The 17,358-nt window shown below is 69.6% G+C and carries 16 protein-coding genes; 13 read left to right on the top strand and 3 right to left on the bottom strand.

The annotated features are described in order from the left end of the window. Positions 1–73: 73 nt before the first annotated feature. A complete protein-coding gene (locus BM349_RS09410) occupies positions 74–2,323 on the top strand; it encodes a RelA/SpoT family protein (protein WP_091706516.1) in 2,250 nt (749 codons plus the stop codon). Here the strand turns inward: BM349_RS09410 and BM349_RS09405 are convergent. The 3 genes from BM349_RS09405 to BM349_RS09395 form a co-directional block, all read right to left on the bottom strand. Further along, entirely contained in the window at positions 2,310–2,873 is a 564-nt protein-coding gene (locus tag BM349_RS09405) for a hypothetical protein (protein ID WP_091706514.1), read from the bottom strand. The genes BM349_RS09410 and BM349_RS09405 overlap by 14 nt on opposite strands. 98 nt (positions 2,874–2,971) lie before the next feature. Next, on the bottom strand, positions 2,972–4,642 hold the full coding sequence (locus BM349_RS09400) for a DUF349 domain-containing protein (protein ID WP_091706512.1): 1,671 nt from the start codon (positions 4,640–4,642) through the stop codon (positions 2,972–2,974). Positions 4,643–4,749: 107 nt separating this feature from the next. Continuing rightward, entirely contained in the window at positions 4,750–5,067 is a 318-nt protein-coding gene (locus BM349_RS09395) for a dioxygenase (RefSeq protein WP_091706510.1), read from the bottom strand. A 160-nt stretch (positions 5,068–5,227) separates the two neighbouring features. Here BM349_RS09395 and BM349_RS09390 point away from each other — a divergent pair, with 160 nt between their 5' ends. From BM349_RS09390 to efp, 12 genes are all read left to right on the top strand, one after another. Then, entirely contained in the window at positions 5,228–6,538 is a 1,311-nt protein-coding gene (locus BM349_RS09390) for a replication-associated recombination protein A (protein ID WP_091707229.1), read from the top strand. A 156-nt stretch (positions 6,539–6,694) separates the two neighbouring features. Beyond that, complete coding sequence (gene rpsD, locus BM349_RS09385; RefSeq protein WP_091706508.1) at positions 6,695–7,324, top strand: 30S ribosomal protein S4; 630 nt, start codon at positions 6,695–6,697, stop codon at positions 7,322–7,324. Positions 7,325–7,453: 129 nt separating this feature from the next. Continuing rightward, positions 7,454–7,771 carry a YtxH domain-containing protein gene (locus BM349_RS09380; protein ID WP_091706505.1) on the top strand — a complete coding sequence of 106 codons (318 nt, stop codon included), beginning with the start codon at positions 7,454–7,456 and terminating at the stop codon, positions 7,769–7,771. A gap of 54 nt (positions 7,772–7,825) precedes the next feature. After that, entirely contained in the window at positions 7,826–10,486 is a 2,661-nt protein-coding gene (gene alaS / locus BM349_RS09375; RefSeq protein ID WP_091706503.1) for an alanine--tRNA ligase, read from the top strand. After that, the gene (ruvX, locus tag BM349_RS09370; RefSeq protein ID WP_091706501.1) at positions 10,483–10,956 is read left to right on the top strand and encodes a Holliday junction resolvase RuvX; all 474 of its coding nucleotides are present in this window, start codon (positions 10,483–10,485) and stop codon (positions 10,954–10,956) included. The genes alaS and ruvX overlap by 4 nt, the downstream gene beginning before the upstream one ends. 1 nt (position 10,957) lies before the next feature. After that, entirely contained in the window at positions 10,958–12,517 is a 1,560-nt protein-coding gene (gene mltG, locus BM349_RS09365) for an endolytic transglycosylase MltG (RefSeq protein WP_091706499.1), read from the top strand. After that, positions 12,511–13,353: a shikimate dehydrogenase family protein gene (locus BM349_RS09360; protein ID WP_091706497.1), complete on the top strand. Its 843-nt coding sequence runs from the start codon at positions 12,511–12,513 to the stop codon at positions 13,351–13,353. Before mltG ends, BM349_RS09360 begins: the two co-directional genes overlap by 7 nt. Before the next feature lie 4 nt (positions 13,354–13,357). Next, positions 13,358–14,587 carry a chorismate synthase gene (aroC, locus tag BM349_RS09355; protein WP_091706495.1) on the top strand — a complete coding sequence of 410 codons (1,230 nt, stop codon included), beginning with the start codon at positions 13,358–13,360 and terminating at the stop codon, positions 14,585–14,587. Continuing rightward, on the top strand, positions 14,571–15,095 hold the full coding sequence (locus tag BM349_RS09350; protein ID WP_091706492.1) for a shikimate kinase: 525 nt from the start codon (positions 14,571–14,573) through the stop codon (positions 15,093–15,095). Before aroC ends, BM349_RS09350 begins: the two co-directional genes overlap by 17 nt. Beyond that, entirely contained in the window at positions 15,092–16,174 is a 1,083-nt protein-coding gene (gene aroB / locus BM349_RS09345) for a 3-dehydroquinate synthase (protein ID WP_091706489.1), read from the top strand. The genes BM349_RS09350 and aroB overlap by 4 nt, the downstream gene beginning before the upstream one ends. A 72-nt stretch (positions 16,175–16,246) precedes the next feature. Beyond that, positions 16,247–16,705: a type II 3-dehydroquinate dehydratase gene (aroQ, locus tag BM349_RS09340; protein ID WP_091706487.1), complete on the top strand. Its 459-nt coding sequence runs from the start codon at positions 16,247–16,249 to the stop codon at positions 16,703–16,705. A gap of 90 nt (positions 16,706–16,795) precedes the next feature. Continuing rightward, entirely contained in the window at positions 16,796–17,356 is a 561-nt protein-coding gene (gene efp, locus BM349_RS09335) for an elongation factor P (protein WP_091706484.1), read from the top strand. Positions 17,357–17,358: the final 2 nt, after the last annotated feature.

The following is a 17,358-nucleotide window of genomic DNA, read 5'->3' as shown; positions in this document are numbered from 1 at the left end:
ACCGGGACCCGCCGACGCGAGGGGCCGTGCGCCGCAGGCATAGGATTGAACTCCTGCGGATGGGAGGAATCGGATGACCGAGACCGTTCCTCCCGCCCAGTCCTCGTCGCTGCGCCGCCTGGTTCCGCGGATCTTCTCGCGGTCCGCCCGGCGCGACGATGTCGAGCAGCTCCTGCGGACGGTGCGCACGCACCATCCCAAGGGCGATCTGTCGATCATCGAGCGCGCCTACACAGTCGCCGATGAGGCGCACAAGGGGCAGACCCGCCAGAGCGGTGAGCCCTACATCACCCACCCGCTCGCCGTCGCGCAGATCCTCGCCGACCTCGGGCTCGGGCCCAAGGCGATCGCCGCAGCACTCCTGCACGACACGGTCGAAGACACCGGCTACGCGCTGGAGACGCTGAAGGCGGAGTTCGGCGACGAAGTCGCGATGCTCGTGGACGGGGTCACGAAGCTCGACAAGGTCAAGTACGGCGAGAGCGCGCAGGCCGAGACGGTCCGCAAGATGATCGTCGCGATGTCGCGCGACATCAGGGTGCTGCTGATCAAGCTGGCCGACCGGCTGCACAACGCGCGGACATGGGGGTTCGTCCCACCGGAGAAGGCGCAGCGGAAGGCCACCGAGACCCTCGAGATCTACGCGCCCCTGGCGCACCGGCTCGGCATCCAGACGATCAAATCCGAGCTCGAGGACCTGTCCTTCGCGGTGCTGCACCCGAAGCTGTACGCCGAGATCGAGAGCCTCGTCAAGCAGCGGACGCCGCAGCGCGAGCAGTACGTGCACAACGTGATCGAAGCAGTCGACGGAGACCTGCGCGACCTGCGCATCCGGGGACGCGTGATGGGCCGTCCCAAGCAGCTGTACTCCGTGTACCAGAAGATGGTCGTCCGCGGTCGCGAGTTCGACGACATCTACGACCTGATCGGCATCCGCATCCTGGTCGGGAGCGTCCGCGACTGCTACGCGGTGCTCGGGGCGATCCACGCCCGGTGGACCCCGCTGCCCGGCCGGTTCAAGGACTACATCGCCACCCCAAAGTTCAACCTGTACCAGTCGCTGCACACGACGGTCATCGGACCGGGCGGGCGCACGGTCGAGATCCAGATCCGCACGAACGAGATGCACCAGCAGGCCGAGTACGGCGTGGCCGCGCACTGGAAGTACAAGGAGCGCCTCACCGGCGGCAAGCCCGACGCGAAGTCGGTCGATGCCGACATGGCGTGGCTCGCGCACATCTCGGACTGGCAGGCCGAGACCGCCGACCCGGGCGAATTCCTCGACTCGCTGCGATTCGAGATCGGCGCGAAGGAGGTCTACGTCTTCACGCCGAAAGGCAGGGTGATCGGGCTGCCGACCGGTGCGACACCCGTCGACTTCGCCTACGCCGTGCACACCGAGGTGGGCCATCGCACGATGGGCGCGAAGGTCAACGGTCGTCTCGTGCCGCTGGAATCCGAGCTGCAGAGCGGCGATGTGGTCGAGGTCTTCACCTCGAAGAATCCGGATGCCGGACCCAGCCAGGACTGGCTGACCTTCGTCAGGAGCACTCGCGCCCGCAGCAAGATCCGCGGATGGTTCACGAAGGAGCGCCGCGAGGAGGCCGTCGAGCAGGGCAAGGAGGCGATCGCGCGGGCGATGCGCCGGCAGAACCTGCCCCTCCAGCGGCTGATGAGCCAGGACTCGTTCACCGAGGTCGCGCAGCAGCTGAAATACGAGGACGTCTCGGCGCTCTATGCAGCAGTCGGCGAAGGGCATGTCTCGACGCAGTCCGTGATCGAGAAGGTCACAGCGCTCGTGAGCGCCAGCGACACTTCGACGGGTCCGATCGACATCCCGCACGTCGGCCGCTCCCGTCAGCCGCGCGGGGGCGATTCCGGTGTGCTGGTCCGCGGCGCTCCCGACATCCTGGTCAAGCTCGCGAAGTGCTGCACGCCCGTTCCCGGTGACGAGGTCGTCGGATTCGTCACGCGCGGCAGCGGCGTCTCGGTGCACCGGTCGGACTGCACGAACGTCAGTTCGCTCATGGAGGATCCGGCACGGATCATCGAGGTCGAGTGGGCGCCGACGACCAAGAGCGTGTTCCTGGTGCAGATCCAGATCGAGGCGCTGGACCGATCCGGACTGCTCAGCGATGTGACCCGCGTGCTGAGCGAGCACCACGTCAACATCCTGTCGGCAACCGTCTCGACCACGAACGACCGCCTGGCTCTGAGCCGCTTCGTCTTCGAGATGGGCGACATCGTCCACCTCGAGCGCGTGCTCAACGCGGTGCGGCGGATCGACGCCGTCTACGACGTCTACCGCGTCACGTCGTCCTGACGTCGCCGGCCGTCCGGCCGGTCACCGCGCGCAGGAACGCGAGGGCGGCCCGTTTGTGGGGGAGCGCCCCGTGGGTCTCGAGCCATTCGATCGCCTCTTCGGCGAGCCCTGGTTCGGCATCCATCAGCAGGCGAGCGGCGCGTGCGTGCTCCGCGTCGTCGACCCGTGCGAGGTCGGCGAGGGTTCGCACCGGTGCGGTGATCCACACCCGGCTGATCGAGAGCAGATCCGACGGGTCGACGCAGAGGTCGCGATAGTGCAGCCGCCGGCCGATCACCTGGTGCAGGCGCCGAGCGACTGCGCGTTGAACCGTGTGCCTGGCAGGCGGCTCGGGGAGCGCTCCGTGCACCCACGCGGCGCTCAGATGGGTGGCGGCCAGGGTTTCTCCGAGCAGCGCCTGCAGGGAGCCTGCCCGCAGCTCCCGCGTCTCGACCGCGTCGGCCGGGATGTACGCGTCGCCGAGCTCGACGAGGTGCCCGTCGAGCCGCGCGGCGGACAGCTCTGCGGGGGAGAGCCGCTCGTCTGCGAAGTACAGGAACGGTGAGGGCATGACAGCCACTGTGCCCGATGCACAGTGGTGGTCGGTCGCACGTCGACGGTCTGTGGAGAACCTTCGGCGGAACTCGCCGAGCGCGAGGCGGGTGGGGATCAGCCGCCGAGCGCGTTCAACCAGGCACGGCGGGCATCGAGCGCCTCGGACGCGTTGGCGATCGCCGCCTTGTCGCCCGACTTCTTCGCGGCCGCCAGTTCGTCCTCGAGCTTCTCGATCGCTTCGGTGAGCTGGCGCGTCATGTCGTTCGCGCGTGCCTTCGTCTCGGGGTTGTTGCGCTTCCAGTCGGTCTCTTCCCGGCTGCGGATGGCGGTCTCGATGCGGCGGAGGTCGTCGTCGAGCACGCGCTCCTTCTCCCGCGGGAAGATGCGGCCGATGTCGTCCCACTGCCGCTGGATGGCGGTGAGGGCGCTGCGCGCCTTGGCCAGATCGCGTTCGTCGGGGATCCCGCGGGCTTCCTCGAGGAGGGCACGCTTGGCCTCGATCTTCTCGCGCGACGCCTCGGCGTCCGCGGCCTCTCGTTCGCCGCGCGCCCCGTAGAGCGCATCGCCGGCGGCCTTGAATCGCGCCCAGAGCGCGTCGTCGGCCTTCTTGCCCGCGCGTCCCGCGGTCTTCCACTGGTCGAGCAGTTCGCGGTAGGCGGCGATGCCGTCCTCGCCCTTCGGGGCGAGCGCTTCGGCCTTCTCCACCAGGCGTGCCTTCTGATCGCGGACGCCCTTGTGTGCCTCATCCAGCTCGGCGTAGAACTCGCGGCGGTGCTTGTCGACGGTCGCGCGGGCGTCGCGGAACCGCTTCCACAGCTGCTGACCCGTCGACTTCGGCAGCCTCGGACCGTTCTGCTGCTGCGACTGCCACTGGTCGAACAGGGATGCGAGCTCGGCCGATGCCTGCTTCCACTGCACGCTTCTCGGATCGCGCGCTGCGAGCGCTTCGGCCTTCTCGACGAGCTCGGTGCGGGCCTTGACCGCTTCGTCGACGGCCTGCCGCGAGGCGGCCGCCTCCGTCTCGGATGCGGCGGTCAGGACTCCGGTGAGCGCCAGCACGCGCGCATCGAGCGCCGCCAGGTTGCCTACTGCTGCCGCGCCCTGGAGCTTCTCGTGGAGGGCCCGGGCGGTCGTGCGCAGGTCGGCAGGCGAGGCTCCGCCGCTGCGATAGCGCGTCTCGAGCAGGGCGACCTCGCCGGCGAGGTCTGCGAACTTCCGCTGGTAGTAGGCGAGCGCCTCGTCGGCCGTCCCGTCGGGGTACTCTCCGACGACGCGCCATCCGTCCGCCTCGCGCACCGATACGGTGCCGTCCTCATCGACCCGGCCCCACGGCTCGGCGTCCGCCGGCTCGGACGCCGTGGGCGCCGAATCCACCGGAGGAGTTGGCACGACCGGGCGACGCCCGGGGGAGGGCGCATGGGGAATCGCGACGGGCGTCGGGACCGGCGGCGCGGGACGCGTGCTCTCAGCGTCTGCCGCGGGTTCAGCGGCTTCGGGTTCGCTCGCGCCTTCGGGCTCAACATCACCGGCGGGGTCGGCGGCGGCTTCGGGTTCGCTCGCGGCCTCGGCATCCGCGGCGGGTTCGGCGGCCGCGACGGGCTCGGCATCCGCTTCGGGTTCGCTCACGACCTCGTCGAGGGCGTCCGTCGGCGACTCGTCTTCGGCGACGGGTTGCGCGGCCGCCTCGACGGAGGGAGCGACCTCGGCCGTGCCCGGTTCGTCGGGCACGTTCTCCGGTGCGGATTCAGTGGCGGATTCGGGAGTGGACTCTGCTGCAGCAGTCACGGGATGCACCTCATCGCGGCTCTCGCCGCCTGTGGGGGATGGACGGCCCCAGCCTAGTACGGGCGGAGCGGTTCCCCGGAGGGCGGAGGCCCCCCACCGCGTTGCGATCAGGGCGTGGGCGTCGGTGTGGCCGCCGGCGTCTCACTCGGAGCCGGGGATGCGGAGGGGGTCGCGCTGGGGCCGGGCGTGGTCGTGGACGACGGCGTCGCCGAGGGAGTCGGAGCAGGAGCGCCGGGACCGGCCACGAAGTACGCGACCTGACCGGCGATGACAGCGAGGATCAGCAGCCCGCCACCGACGCCGGCGATGACGTTGTCACGCGTGCGGCGCTTCGCCTGGCTCTCATGGAACGCCCGACGGGCCTGGTACACCCGCGCTCGCTCGCGGCCGTCGCGCGAATCGCGCTGCTTTCCACCCGTCGCCACGGGACCTCCCTCGCTCCCCGGTCACCCGGGCGGCTTGATCCTACGGGCCGCCGAGTCGGCGGCCAAACCCGGGCCGGCGCCGATGGTCGGACCCGGCCGTTAGCCTTGATCCGTGACCTCCGCCGCACTCTTCCAGGGGCAGACGCCCCTCGCGGTGCGGATGCGACCCACATCGCTCGACGAGGTCGCGGGGCAGTCCCATCTGCTCCGATCCGGCTCGCCGCTCGTGCTTCTGGCACGACCGGATGTCTCCACCGGCGCGGCCGCATCGGTGATCCTCTGGGGCCCACCCGGAACCGGCAAGACGACGCTCGCGCAGGCGATCGCGCGATCGTCGGGGAGGCGCTTCGTCGAGCTCTCGGCGGTCACCGCCGGTGTGCGCGATGTGCGCGAAGTCATGCAGGAGGCGCTGAACCAGCGCGATCTGTACGGCCAGTCCACCATCCTCTTCCTCGACGAGATCCACCGGTTCACGAAGGCGCAGCAGGACGCCCTGCTTCCGGGCGTCGAGAACGGCTGGGTCGTGCTGATCGCGGCGACGACCGAGAACCCCTCGTTCTCCGTGATCTCGCCACTGCTGTCGCGGTCGCTCCTGCTGACCCTTCAGCCCCTCACCGATGACGACCTGGGGATGCTGATCGACCGTGCGATCGCAGACCCGCGCGGATTCGGCGGTGGAGTCACGCTGCTGCCCGAGGCGCGCGAGGCGCTGGTGCGCCTCTCCTCGGGGGACGCCCGCCGTGCCCTCACCGCGCTCGAGGCGGCAGCGTCCCTCGCCGAGCCGGCGCCGGACGACGACGCCGATCCCGACACGGCCACCGACACCCGGCCGCTCGAGATCAGCGCAGACCACGTCGCCAACGCCGTGGACCGCGCGCTCCTGCGCTACGACCGTCAGGGCGACGAGCACTACGACGTCATCAGCGCCTTCATCAAGTCGATCCGCGGGTCCGACGTGGATGCCGCGATGCACTACCTCGCGCGGATGGTCGAAGCGGGGGAGGACCCTCGATTCATCGCGCGACGACTCGTGATCTCGGCGTCGGAGGACATCGGGCTCGCCGATCCGCAGGCGCTCGTGATCGCGGTCGCGGCCGCCGACGCGGTCGCCTTCATCGGGATGCCGGAGGGCCGCATCCCGCTCGCCGAGGCCACCGCCTACCTGGCGACGACGGCGAAGTCGAACGCCGCGTATCTCGCGATCGACAAGGCTATCGCCGATGTGCGAGCAGGCGGGTTCGGACGGGTTCCCGCACACCTCCGCGACGCGCACTACCCCGGTGCCAAGCGCCTGGGCCACGGCAAGGGCTACCGCTACCCGCATGACTCGGAGGTCGGCGTGGTCGCCCAGCAGTATCTGCCCGACGAGCTGTCCTCGAAGCGCTACTACGAGCCGACCGGGCACGGTCAGGAGCGGGATGTGCAGGCCCGGCTGGAGAAGATCCGCAGGATTCTGGGGTCGGGGTCCTGAACTGATAGGCTAGACCGGCTCGAAACATGGTTTTCGGGTATCTCCTTCCCCCACACACCTCCGGTGCGCCCCGACGTGCGCGCCGATCAGGACCGGCGGGAGATACGTCCATGAGCCGCGAAAGACGCGGCCATGTCGTTTTGGAAGGACACATCCGTGCCCACGAAGTCCCAGGACCGCCGCAAGGTCCGTCTCTCCCGCGCGCTCGGCATCCCGCTGACGCCCAAGGCCGCCAAGTACCTCGAGAAGCGTCCGTACGCTCCGGGTGAGCACGGCCGCACCAAGCGCAAGCAGGACAGCGACTACGCCGTCCGCCTCCGCGAGAAGCAGCGTCTGCGCGAGCAGTACGGCATCCGCGAGAAGCAGATGCGCAACACGTTCAACGAGGCCCGTCGCACCCAGGGCCTGACCGGTGAGAACCTGGTCGAGCTCCTCGAGATGCGCCTGGACGCCCTCGTGCTCCGCGCCGGCTTCGCCCGCACCACCGCGCAGGCTCGCCAGCTGGTCGTGCACCGCCACATCCTCGTCGACGGCCAGACCGTCGACCGCCCGTCGTTCCGCGTGAAGCCGGGTCAGCTCATCCACGTCAAGGCCAAGAGCGAGGGCACCGAGCCCTTCCAGGTTGCAGCCGCCGGCGGTCACGCCGACGTCCTGCCCCCGGTTCCGGGCTACCTCGAGGTCGAGCTCGACAAGCTGCACGCGCGTCTCGTGCGTCGCCCGAAGCGCGCTGAGGTCCCCGTCACCGGTGACGTCCAGCTCGTGGTCGAGTATTACGCGGCGCGCTAGCGCCAGCGTTTCGTCTCGCTCCGCTCGCTCAGCGAGCGGAGAGGAAGGGCGTCGGGGCAACCCGGCGCCCTTCGGCGTTCTCGCCTACGATGGAGGGATGCCGCGCCCTGCGGATGAGGAAGTGGTGACATGAGAAACCTCCTGTGGTTCCTGCTCGGTGTGATCGGCGGTTTCGTCGCCGCGCACCTCATGAACAAGGACCCTCGCGGCCACGAGGTGCTGGCCGACGTCGATGCGCGGATCTCGGAGTTCACCGATCGGATCGGCGACGCGTATCGCGAGCAGGAAGCGCGCATGTCCGGCCTGGTGGACTCGGCCAAGAGCACCGCGAGCGACGCGGTGGACGCGCTCAAGAGCACGGCGTCGGACGCCGTCGACACGGCAGCGGATGCCGCGACCGACGCGATCGGCACGGCCAAGAACGCCGCCAAGAAGCTCACCGACTGACCCACCCGTCAGGCGGTGTCCCGAGTGGACGCCGCCCTTTTTCGAGGATTCACATTGCAGACCGCCGAGCTTGCCGACCGATTCCTGCGCTACTTCGAGGAGCGCGACCACACGATCGTGCCGTCGGCGTCGCTGGTCACCGACGACCCGGCCCTGCTGTTCACGGTCGCGGGAATGGTGCCGTTCATCCCATACCTGAGCGGCGTCGTGCCCGCGCCATACCCCCGCGCTGCCGATGTCCAGAAGTGCATCCGCACGAACGACATCGAAGAGGTCGGCAAGACGCCGCGTCACGGCACCTTCTTCCAGATGCTCGGCAACTGGTCGTTCGGCGACTACTTCAAAGAGGGTGCGATCACCTACGCGTGGGAGCTGCTGACCACGTCGGAGGCCGACGGGGGCCTCGGCTTCGACCCCAAGGACCTGTGGGTCACCGTCTACAAGGACGATGACGAGGCTGCGAGCCTGTGGCGGAAGATCGCCGGGCTGCCCGAAGAGCGCATCCAGCGGCTCGATAAGGACACGAACTACTGGAGCACCGGACTTCCCGGGCCCGCAGGTCCGTGCTCGGAGATCTTCTTCGACCAGGGCCCCGCGTACGGCGTCGACGGCGGCCCGGCCACCGACGACGATCGCTACGTCGAGATCTGGAACCTCGTGTTCATGCAGTACGCGATCGACGACGTGGCGTCGAAGTACGACTTCCGCATCGTCGGGGAGCTGCCGCAGAAGAACATCGACACCGGCATGGGCCTGGAGCGCATCGCGTTCATCAAACAGGGCGTCCAGAACATGTACGAGACCGATCAGGTGCGCCCGGTCCTGGACCTCGCCGCTGCGCTGAGCGGCCGTCGCTACGGCGCGGACCACGGCGACGACGTGCGGATGCGGATCATCGCGGACCATGTGCGCTCGTCGCTCATGCTCCTCTCCGACGGCGTAACGCCTTCCAACGAGGGGCGCGGGTACATCCTGCGGCGCCTCATGCGGCGCGGCATCCGCTCGATGCGCCTCCTCGGAGTGGACGGCCCGACGTTCCCGGAGCTGTTCGCCGCGTCCCGCGATGCGATGAAGGCGGCCTATCCCGAACTCGAGACCGAATATCCGCGCCTGTCGGCCTACGCGATCGCCGAGGAGGAGACGTTCCTGCGAACCCTGGCCGCGGGCACGACCACGCTCGACCTCTCGGTCGCGCAGACCAAGCAGGCCGGCGGCACGACGATCGCCGGCTCCGAGGCCTTCCTGCTGCACGACACATACGGCTTCCCGATCGATCTGACCCTGGAGATCGCAGAGGAGGCCGGGCTGAGCGTCGATCGCCAGGCATTCGACGCGCTCATGCTCGAGCAGCGCACCCGGGCCAAGGCGGACGCCCGTTCGCGCAAGCGCCAACTCGCCGACAACAGCGTGTATCGCGAGTTCCGTGCGCTGGGCGAGACGGTCTTCACGGGCTACACCGACCTGGAGACCGAGTCGAGGATCCTCGGCGTCCTCGTCGACGGGGTCTCGGTGGACCGCGCGACGACGGGTCAGGTCGCAGAGGTCATCCTCGCCGACACCGCCCTGTACGCCGAGTCCGGCGGCCAGGTCGCCGACAAGGGCATCATCGTCGGACCCGGCTACGAGCTCGAGGTGCTCGATGTCCAGAAGCCCGTCCCAGGACTGATCAGCCACACCGTGGAGGTCACTTCGGGAGATGTCGGCGTCGGCCAGCCCGCCACTTCCGTCGTGGACGCCGTGAACCGCAGGGCAGCCCGACAGGCGCACTCGGCGACCCACCTCGTGCACGCCGCGCTGCGCGACACACTGGGCAAGAGCGCGACACAGGCCGGTTCGCTCAACCGCGCCGGCTACATGCGCCTGGACTTCACCTGGGGGCAGGCTCTCTCGCCCGAGACGCGCACCGAGATCGAGGAGATCGCGAACAACGCGGTGCGCGACAACCTCGAGGTCACCACGCGCGTGATGTCGCTCGACGATGCGAAGTCGCTCGGCGCCATGGCGCTGTTCGGCGAGAAGTACGGGGACACCGTGCGGATGGTCGACATCGGTGGTCCGTGGTCCCGCGAGCTCTGCGCCGGAACACACGTCTCATCCAGTGCGGAGATCGGACTCGTGAACCTCGTCGGCGAGTCCTCCGTGGGCGCGTCGAACCGCCGCGTGGAGGCGCTCGTCGGACTGGACGCGTTCCGCGACCTTGCCGCGGAGCGCGCGATCGTCTCCCAGCTCACCTCGACGCTGAAGACCCCGCGTGACCAGCTGCCCGCCAGGATCGCCGAGCTCGCGGCCAGCCTGAAGGCGGCCGAGAAGAAGATCGCGGCGTTCGAATCCCGCGCGCTGACCGATCGGGTGCCTGCCCTGGCCGCGAACGCAGTGACCGTCGGCGTGCACCGCGTCGTCGCGGAGGCAGTCGGCACGGCGTCATCCGCCGACGATGTGCGCGCTCTCGCGCTCGGCGTGAGAGACCGCCTCGGTTCGGATGCGGCCGTCGTGGCCATCGGCGCCGAGGTCGGCGGTCGGCCGGTCGTGATCGTCGCCACGAACGACGCCGCACGCGCGTCCGGCGCCCGTGCCGGGGCGCTCGCGAAGATCGCAGCGACCACGCTCGGCGGCGGTGGCGGCGGGCGCGATGACGTCGCGCAGGGCGGTGGCGCGGACGCCGCGGCGCTGCCGGCCGCACTCAGCGCCGTGAAGGATGCGCTCGGCTCGCTGTGACCGGCTTCCGGCGAGGGGTGCGCCTCGGTATCGATGTCGGCAGGGCCCGCATCGGGGTCGCGCGCTGCGATCCCGACGGGCTGCTCGCGACGCCACTGGAGACCGTGGCGCGTGGCGAGGGCTCGATCGGACGCATCATCGAACTGGCCACGGAGTACGACGCGAGTGAGCTCCTGGTCGGGCTGCCGCTGAACATGCGCGGCGAAGACACGGCCTCGACGACCGACGCACGCGAGTTCGCCGAGGGGCTGGCCACGGCATCCGGTCGGCCCGTCCGGCTCGTCGACGAGCGGCTCAGCACCGTGTCCGCACACGCGGCGCTGCGCGATTCGGGCAGATCACAGCGATCATCTCGTAGCATTGTTGACCAGGTCGCGGCCGTGGTTCTGCTCCAGCAAGCTCTCGATGTCGAGAAGAGCACCGGACGGCCCGCCGGATCACCCGTTCCCCCGGCCCAGGAGCCCGCCTGACATGCCCGATGCCCCGTCGCCGTTCGACGATCCGTTCGCGGATCTGTTCGGCAAGCTCCCCGATCCGCGTGAACGGCGGTCGACGAGCGAGGATGCCCCTCGAGGCGCGTCCGAGGGGTCGACGCCGTCTCGCGCCGACGGTGCCGCAACCCCTGCCGCGCCGATGTCGAGACGGGAAGCCCGCGAGGCCGCCGCGCGCCAGGCCGCGGCCGGATCGGCAGGCGAATCAGCATCCGCTCCTAGGCCCTCGGCGGCGGCACCGGCAGCCCCGGCACCCTCGACTCCCACCGTGGCCGACGTGGACGACGACGAGTGGCCGTTCACCGGAGGCGGGTCGGCCGCCGGCGCGTCCTCGTACAGCCGGCGGGGCGAGACCGCAACGGCACGCCCCGGCGCGACCGCGACGCTCGAGGATCTGTTCAGCGGCGATCACACGACCGATAGCCTCGGTGAGGTGCCGCCACCGAAGGACAAGCGCAAGCGCCGCATCGGTGGCTGGATCGCCCTCGGAGTCGTGCTCCTGCTGCTCGGGGGGATCGCAGCGGGCGGCCTCTACGTGTGGAACACGTACGAGGACAAGATCCGCGAGGTCATGGGCTGGGAGGAGCCCAAGGACTACGATCCGGGTCTGGCCAACGGCGAGGCCCTGGTCACGATCGCCTCGGGCGACACGGGCGCGCCGATCTCCCAGAGCCTGTACGACGCCGGCGTGACCAAGACCCCCGAGGCGTTCTACGACTATCTGATCGAGACTGCGCAGAACCCGCCGTTCGTCCCCGGTGTCTTCAAGCTGCAGAAGCAGATGACTTCTGAGGCTGCGCTGGCCGCCCTGCTCGATCCGGCGAACAAGATGGAGAACAGCGCGCAGCTGCGTGAGGGGCTCACCGTCGAGCAGTCCCTGCCGATCCTCGCCGACGGAACCGGCATCCCGCTGGAGGACTATCAGGCGGCCGTGGCCGATCCTTCCGCATACGGCGTCTCGGCCGACACGCTCGAGGGCTGGCTGTTCCCGGCGACCTACACGTTCGATCCCGGCGTCACCGCGACCGATGTCATCGCGACGCTGGTCGACCGCGCCGTGCAGTCGCTCGATGCGGCCGGCGTCCCGGTTGAGGACCGTCAGCGGATCCTCACGATCGCGTCGATCATCCAGCGCGAGGCGCGGTTCGAGGCGGACTTCTACAAGGTCTCCCGGGTCATCGAGAACCGCATGGATCCGAGCAACCAGGAGACGTTCGGCCTGCTGCAGATGGACTCGACCGCGCAGTACGGCTACGGCGAGCTGCACGACGGCACGGTCAGCTCCTCGGGCGAGGCCCTCACGGACGACAACCCGTGGAACACCTACGTGCATCCCGGGCTCCCGATCGGGCCGATCGCGAACCCCGGCGACACGGCGATCGACGCCGCGATGCACCCCGCGGACGGGAACTGGCTCTACTTCGTGACGGTCAACCTCGACACCGGCGAGACGGTCTTCACGTCGAATCTGACCGATCACAATCGCGCGGTCGCGCAGTGGCAGGCGTGGTGCAGCGACAATCCCGACTCGGGATGCTGAACCCGAACGGCACGCGACTGGAGGTGTGGGGCGACCCGGTCGCGCACAGCCGCTCACCGCAGCTGCACTCCGCGGCGTACCGCGTGCTCGGCCTGGACTGGACGTACGAACGCCGGCGCGTGGCCGAGGCGTCGTTCGACGCCGAGCTGGCCGGACTGTCGCGCGATCACCGTGGCCTCTCGCTCACGATGCCCCTCAAGGGTGCCGCGTTCCAGGCCGCGGTCGCCTGCGACCGGCGCGCCGAGCTGACCGGCGCGGTCAACACCCTGCTGCTGGCGAGCCATGGTCCCCGCGGGTTCAACACCGACGTCGGCGGCATCGTGCTGGCCCTCCAGGAGGAGGGCGTGGATGCGATCGATCGTGCGCGGATCGTCGGCGCGGGCGCAACCGCGATGTCTGCACTCGTCGCGCTGAGCGAGCTCGGTGCCGAGCGCGTCGATGTCATCGCCCGTCGTGCGATCGCCATCGCGCCGCTCGCCGAGCTCGGAGAATCTCTCGGCGTGCACGTGACCGGGGTGCCCTTCGAGGCCGCTGCCGGCACCGGAGCCCCCGTCACCATCGCGACGCTCCCCGGCGACGCACCGCTCGACGACTCCGTCGCCGACTCGCTCGCGGACGGCGGGGGACTTCTGCTCGACGTCGTCTACGGGCACTGGCCGACCGCCCTGGCGCTGGCGTGGGACCGTGCCGGCGGCAGGGCGACATCGGGACTCGGGATGCTGCTGCACCAGGCCCTGCTGCAGGTGAGGGTCTTCGTCACCGGCGATCCCGACACCGCACTGGATCACGAGGATGCCGTGCTCGCCGAAATGCGACTGGCGGTCGTGGGAGACTAGACGAATGCTCCGCGTGCTCACGGCCGGCGAATCGCACGGCCCCGAACTCGTCGCCATCATGGAGGGCCTGCCCGCCGGCGTCCCCGTCTCGCGCGCCGCCATCCAGGCCGACCTCGCCCGCCGGAAGCTCGGCTACGGCCGCGGCTCCCGCATGAAGTTCGAAGAGGATGAGCTCACGATCTCGGGTGGCGTGCGCCACGGGCTCAGCCTGGGCAGCCCGATCGCGGTGCGCATCGGCAACACCGAGTGGCCGAAGTGGGTCGAGGTGATGAGCCCGGAGCCGGTCGATCTGACCGACATGTCGCGTGGTCGCAGCGCCGCCCTGACGCGGCCGCGACCCGGCCACGCCGACCTGGTCGGCATGCAGAAGTACGGATTCGACGAAGCACGGCCGATCCTGGAGCGTGCGAGCGCCCGCGAGACGGCGGCCCGCGTCGCGCTCGGTGCGATCGCGCGGGGATTCCTCTCGGAGCTCGGCATCCGGCTGGTCAGCCACACCCTCTCGATCGGGCCTGTACGCGTGCCCGAAGACGCCGCCCTGCCGACACCCGACGACGTCGATTCCCTCGATGCCGATCCGCTGCGCTGCTTCGACCCCGCCACATCCGCCCGCATGGTCGCTGAGGTCGACGACGCGCGCAGGGAGGGCGACACGCTCGGCGGCATCGTCGAGGTGCTCGCCTACGGTCTCCCGCCCGGGCTGGGCTCGCACGTCCACTGGGATCGGCGCCTGGACTCGAAGCTGGCCCAGGCGATCATGAGCATCCAGGCCATCAAAGGCGTCGAGGTCGGCGACGGATTCCTCACGACCACGCGCCGCGGCTCTGCGGCGCACGACGAGCTGTTCGCGACCGATGATGGCATCGCCCGCTCGAGCGATCGCGCCGGGGGAACCGAGGGCGGGATGTCGACCGGCACCGTGCTGCGCGTCCGCGCAGGCATGAAGCCCATCGCGACCGTTCCGCATTCGCTTCGCACGATCGACGTCGCGACCGGGGAGACCGCGTCCGCCCATCACCAGCGATCCGACGTCTGCGCGGTGCCTGCGGCCGGTGTCGTGGCCGAGGCGATGGTCGCGGTCGTCCTGGCCGAAGTCGTGCTGGAGAAGTTCGGTGGCGACAGCGTCGCCGAGACGCGCCGCAACCTCGAGGGCTACCTCGCGGCGATCCCCGAGGGACTCCGGACGACCAGCGAGAGCGATCCGGCCCTCATCGAGCATGACCTCGCCCGGTAGCGCGATCGTCCTGATCGGACCCATGGGTGCCGGCAAGACGAGCATCGGACGCCGTGTCGCGCGCGCACTCGGTGTGACCTTCAGCGACACCGACAAGCTGATCGTGCGCGACAACGGTCCTATCCCGGAGCTGTTCGTCCGATACGGCGAGGCGCGCTTCCGCGAAATCGAGCGCGGCGCCGTATCGGAAGCCCTCAGCCACGGCGGCGTCGTCGCGCTGGGCGGAGGGGCGATTCTGGACTCGGACACGCGCGCCGAGCTGAAAGGCCACCGCGTCGTCTTCCTCACGGTGTCCCCGAACGTCGTGGCGCATCGGATCCACGGCACCGACCGGCCGCTGCTCGCCGACGCGGATCCGGTCGCGCGCTGGCAGCGGATCTTCGCCGAGCGCCGCGGGCTGTACGAGGAGGCCGCGGACATCACCTTCGACACATCGTCCGGACCGCTCGGGGGTGTGGTCGCCGAGATCGTGACGTGGGCGCAGCAGAGGACCGAGGAGCACGCATGACCGAGACGACAGCGATCTCCGTATCCGGTGACGCCGGCTACGACATCGTCGTCGGGCGCGGCATTCTGGATCGCGTCAGCGAGGCGCTCGCGCCGACGGTGCGAAAGGTGCTCGTCGTCCACCCGCCGACGCTGGGCTCGGCCGCAGCCCTGCTGCGGGAGCAGCTCATGGCCGACGGCACCCGGGAGGTGCTGCTCGCCGAGATCCCCGACGCGGAGGCGGGCAAGCGCGTCGAGGTGGCGGCGTTCTGCTGGCAGGTCATGGGCCAGGCGGACTTCACCCGCACCGACGCCGTCGTCGGATTCGGCGGGGGAGCCGTGACGGATCTTGCCGGGTTCGTCGCGGCGACCTGGCTGCGCGGGGTTCAGGTCGTGCAGGTGCCGACGACGGTGCTCGGCATGGTCGACGCCGCGGTCGGCGGGAAGACCGGGATCAACACCGCCGAGGGCAAGAACCTCGTGGGCGCGTTCTGGGCGCCGCGCGCCGTCGTGTGCGATCTCGACATGCTGGGCACGCTCTCGCCGAACGAGTCCGTCGCCGGATTCGCCGAGGTCGTGAAGGCCGGGTTCATCTGGTACCCGGAGATCCTGGATCTCATCGAGGCCGACCACACCGCCGTCGTCGACCCGTCCAGCGAGTCCTTCCGCCGCTGCATCGAGCTCGCCATCACGATGAAGGCGCACGTCGTGGGGGAGGACTTCCGCGAAGGCGGCCTGCGCGAGGTGCTCAACTACGGCCACACCCTCGGACACGCGATCGAGCACGCCGAGCGCTACCGCTGGCGCCACGGCGCAGCCATCTCGGTGGGCATGATGTACGCCGCCGAGCTCTCGCGGCTGGCCGGCCGCCTAACGGATGCCGCCGCACAGCGTCACCGAGACGTCCTCGAGCTTCTCGGCCTGCCCACCACCTACCGCGCCGGTGCGTGGCCGCAGCTGCTCGCGACGATGCAGCGCGACAAGAAGAGCCGGGCAGGGATGCTGCGCTTCATCGTGCTCGATGACATCGCCCGCCCGACGGTGCTGCAGGCACCGGACGAGTCGCTGCTGTTCGCGGCCTACCAGGAAGTCGCCGGCTGACCCCGACGGGACGTGAAGCCTCCGGAACGACATGCAACCCGGGGAGCCGCCGACCGCTGGTATCGTTCCGACGTGACCGCCCCCCGCCGCCTTCTGCTCGTCAACGGTCCCAACCTGAACCTGCTCGGCACGCGTGAACCGGCGATCTACGGCTCGCAGACCCTTGCGGACGTCGAGGCCCTCGTGCGGGAGACGGCCGCAGCCCACGGCTTCGAGGTCGAGGCGGTCCAGAGCAACCACGAGGGCGTGCTGATCGATGCGATCCACGCGGCGCGAGAGACGTGCTCGGGGATCGTGATCAACCCCGGGGGGCTCACGCACACGTCGATCGTGCTGCGGGACGCGCTCTCCGGCGTCGCCCTCCCGGTCGCCGAGGTGCACATCAGCAACGTCCTGGAGCGCGAGGCGTTCCGCCATCACTCCTATGTCGCCGACGTCGCTCTGGTCCACGTGATCGGCGAGGGAGTGGCCGGCTACGCCACCGCGACCGATCGGCTCATCCAGGTCATCGCAGGTCAGTCCGAGGGCTGAGTTCAGGGCCGGAGGCGGGGCATCCCGTAGAATCGAACGTCGGGTCGCATCTCACCCACAGTCTTCCTCACGAAACGGACTCCTTCAGCCATGGCATCCACCGCAGACATCCGCAACGGCGTCGTCCTCAGCATCGACGGTCAGCTGTGGAACGTCATCGAGTTCCAGCACGTCAAGCCGGGCAAGGGCGGCGCGTTCGTGCGCACCAAGCTCAAGAACGTCGTGTCGGGCAAGACCGTCGACCGCACGTACAACGCGGGCGCGAAGATCGAGATCGAGAACGTCGACCGTCGTGACTTCACATACCTCTTCAACGACGGCGAAGGCTTCGTCTTCATGGACGTCGCCGATTACGACCAGCTCACCGTGCCGGCCACCGTCGTGGGGGATGCTGCGAACTTCCTCCTGGAGAACCAGCAGGTCCAGATCGCGCTGAACAACGGCAATCCGCTGTACGTCGAGCTTCCGGCATCCGTCGTCCTGGAGATCACCTACACCGAGCCCGGGCTGCAGGGGGACCGTTCCTCGGCCGGGACGAAGCCTGCGACCGTCGAGACGGGCTACGAGATCCAGGTGCCGCTGTTCCTCGAGACCGGCACCAAGGTCAAGGTGGACACCCGCACGGGTGACTACCTCGGCCGCGTCAACTGACG

Origin of the sequence: Microbacterium sp. cf046, assembly GCF_900114345.1 — a bacterium.
Lineage (GTDB): Bacteria > Actinomycetota > Actinomycetes > Actinomycetales > Microbacteriaceae > Microbacterium.
The sequence above is the reverse complement of the archived record's forward strand: the minus strand, read 5'-3'. Positions and strand labels throughout refer to the sequence as shown.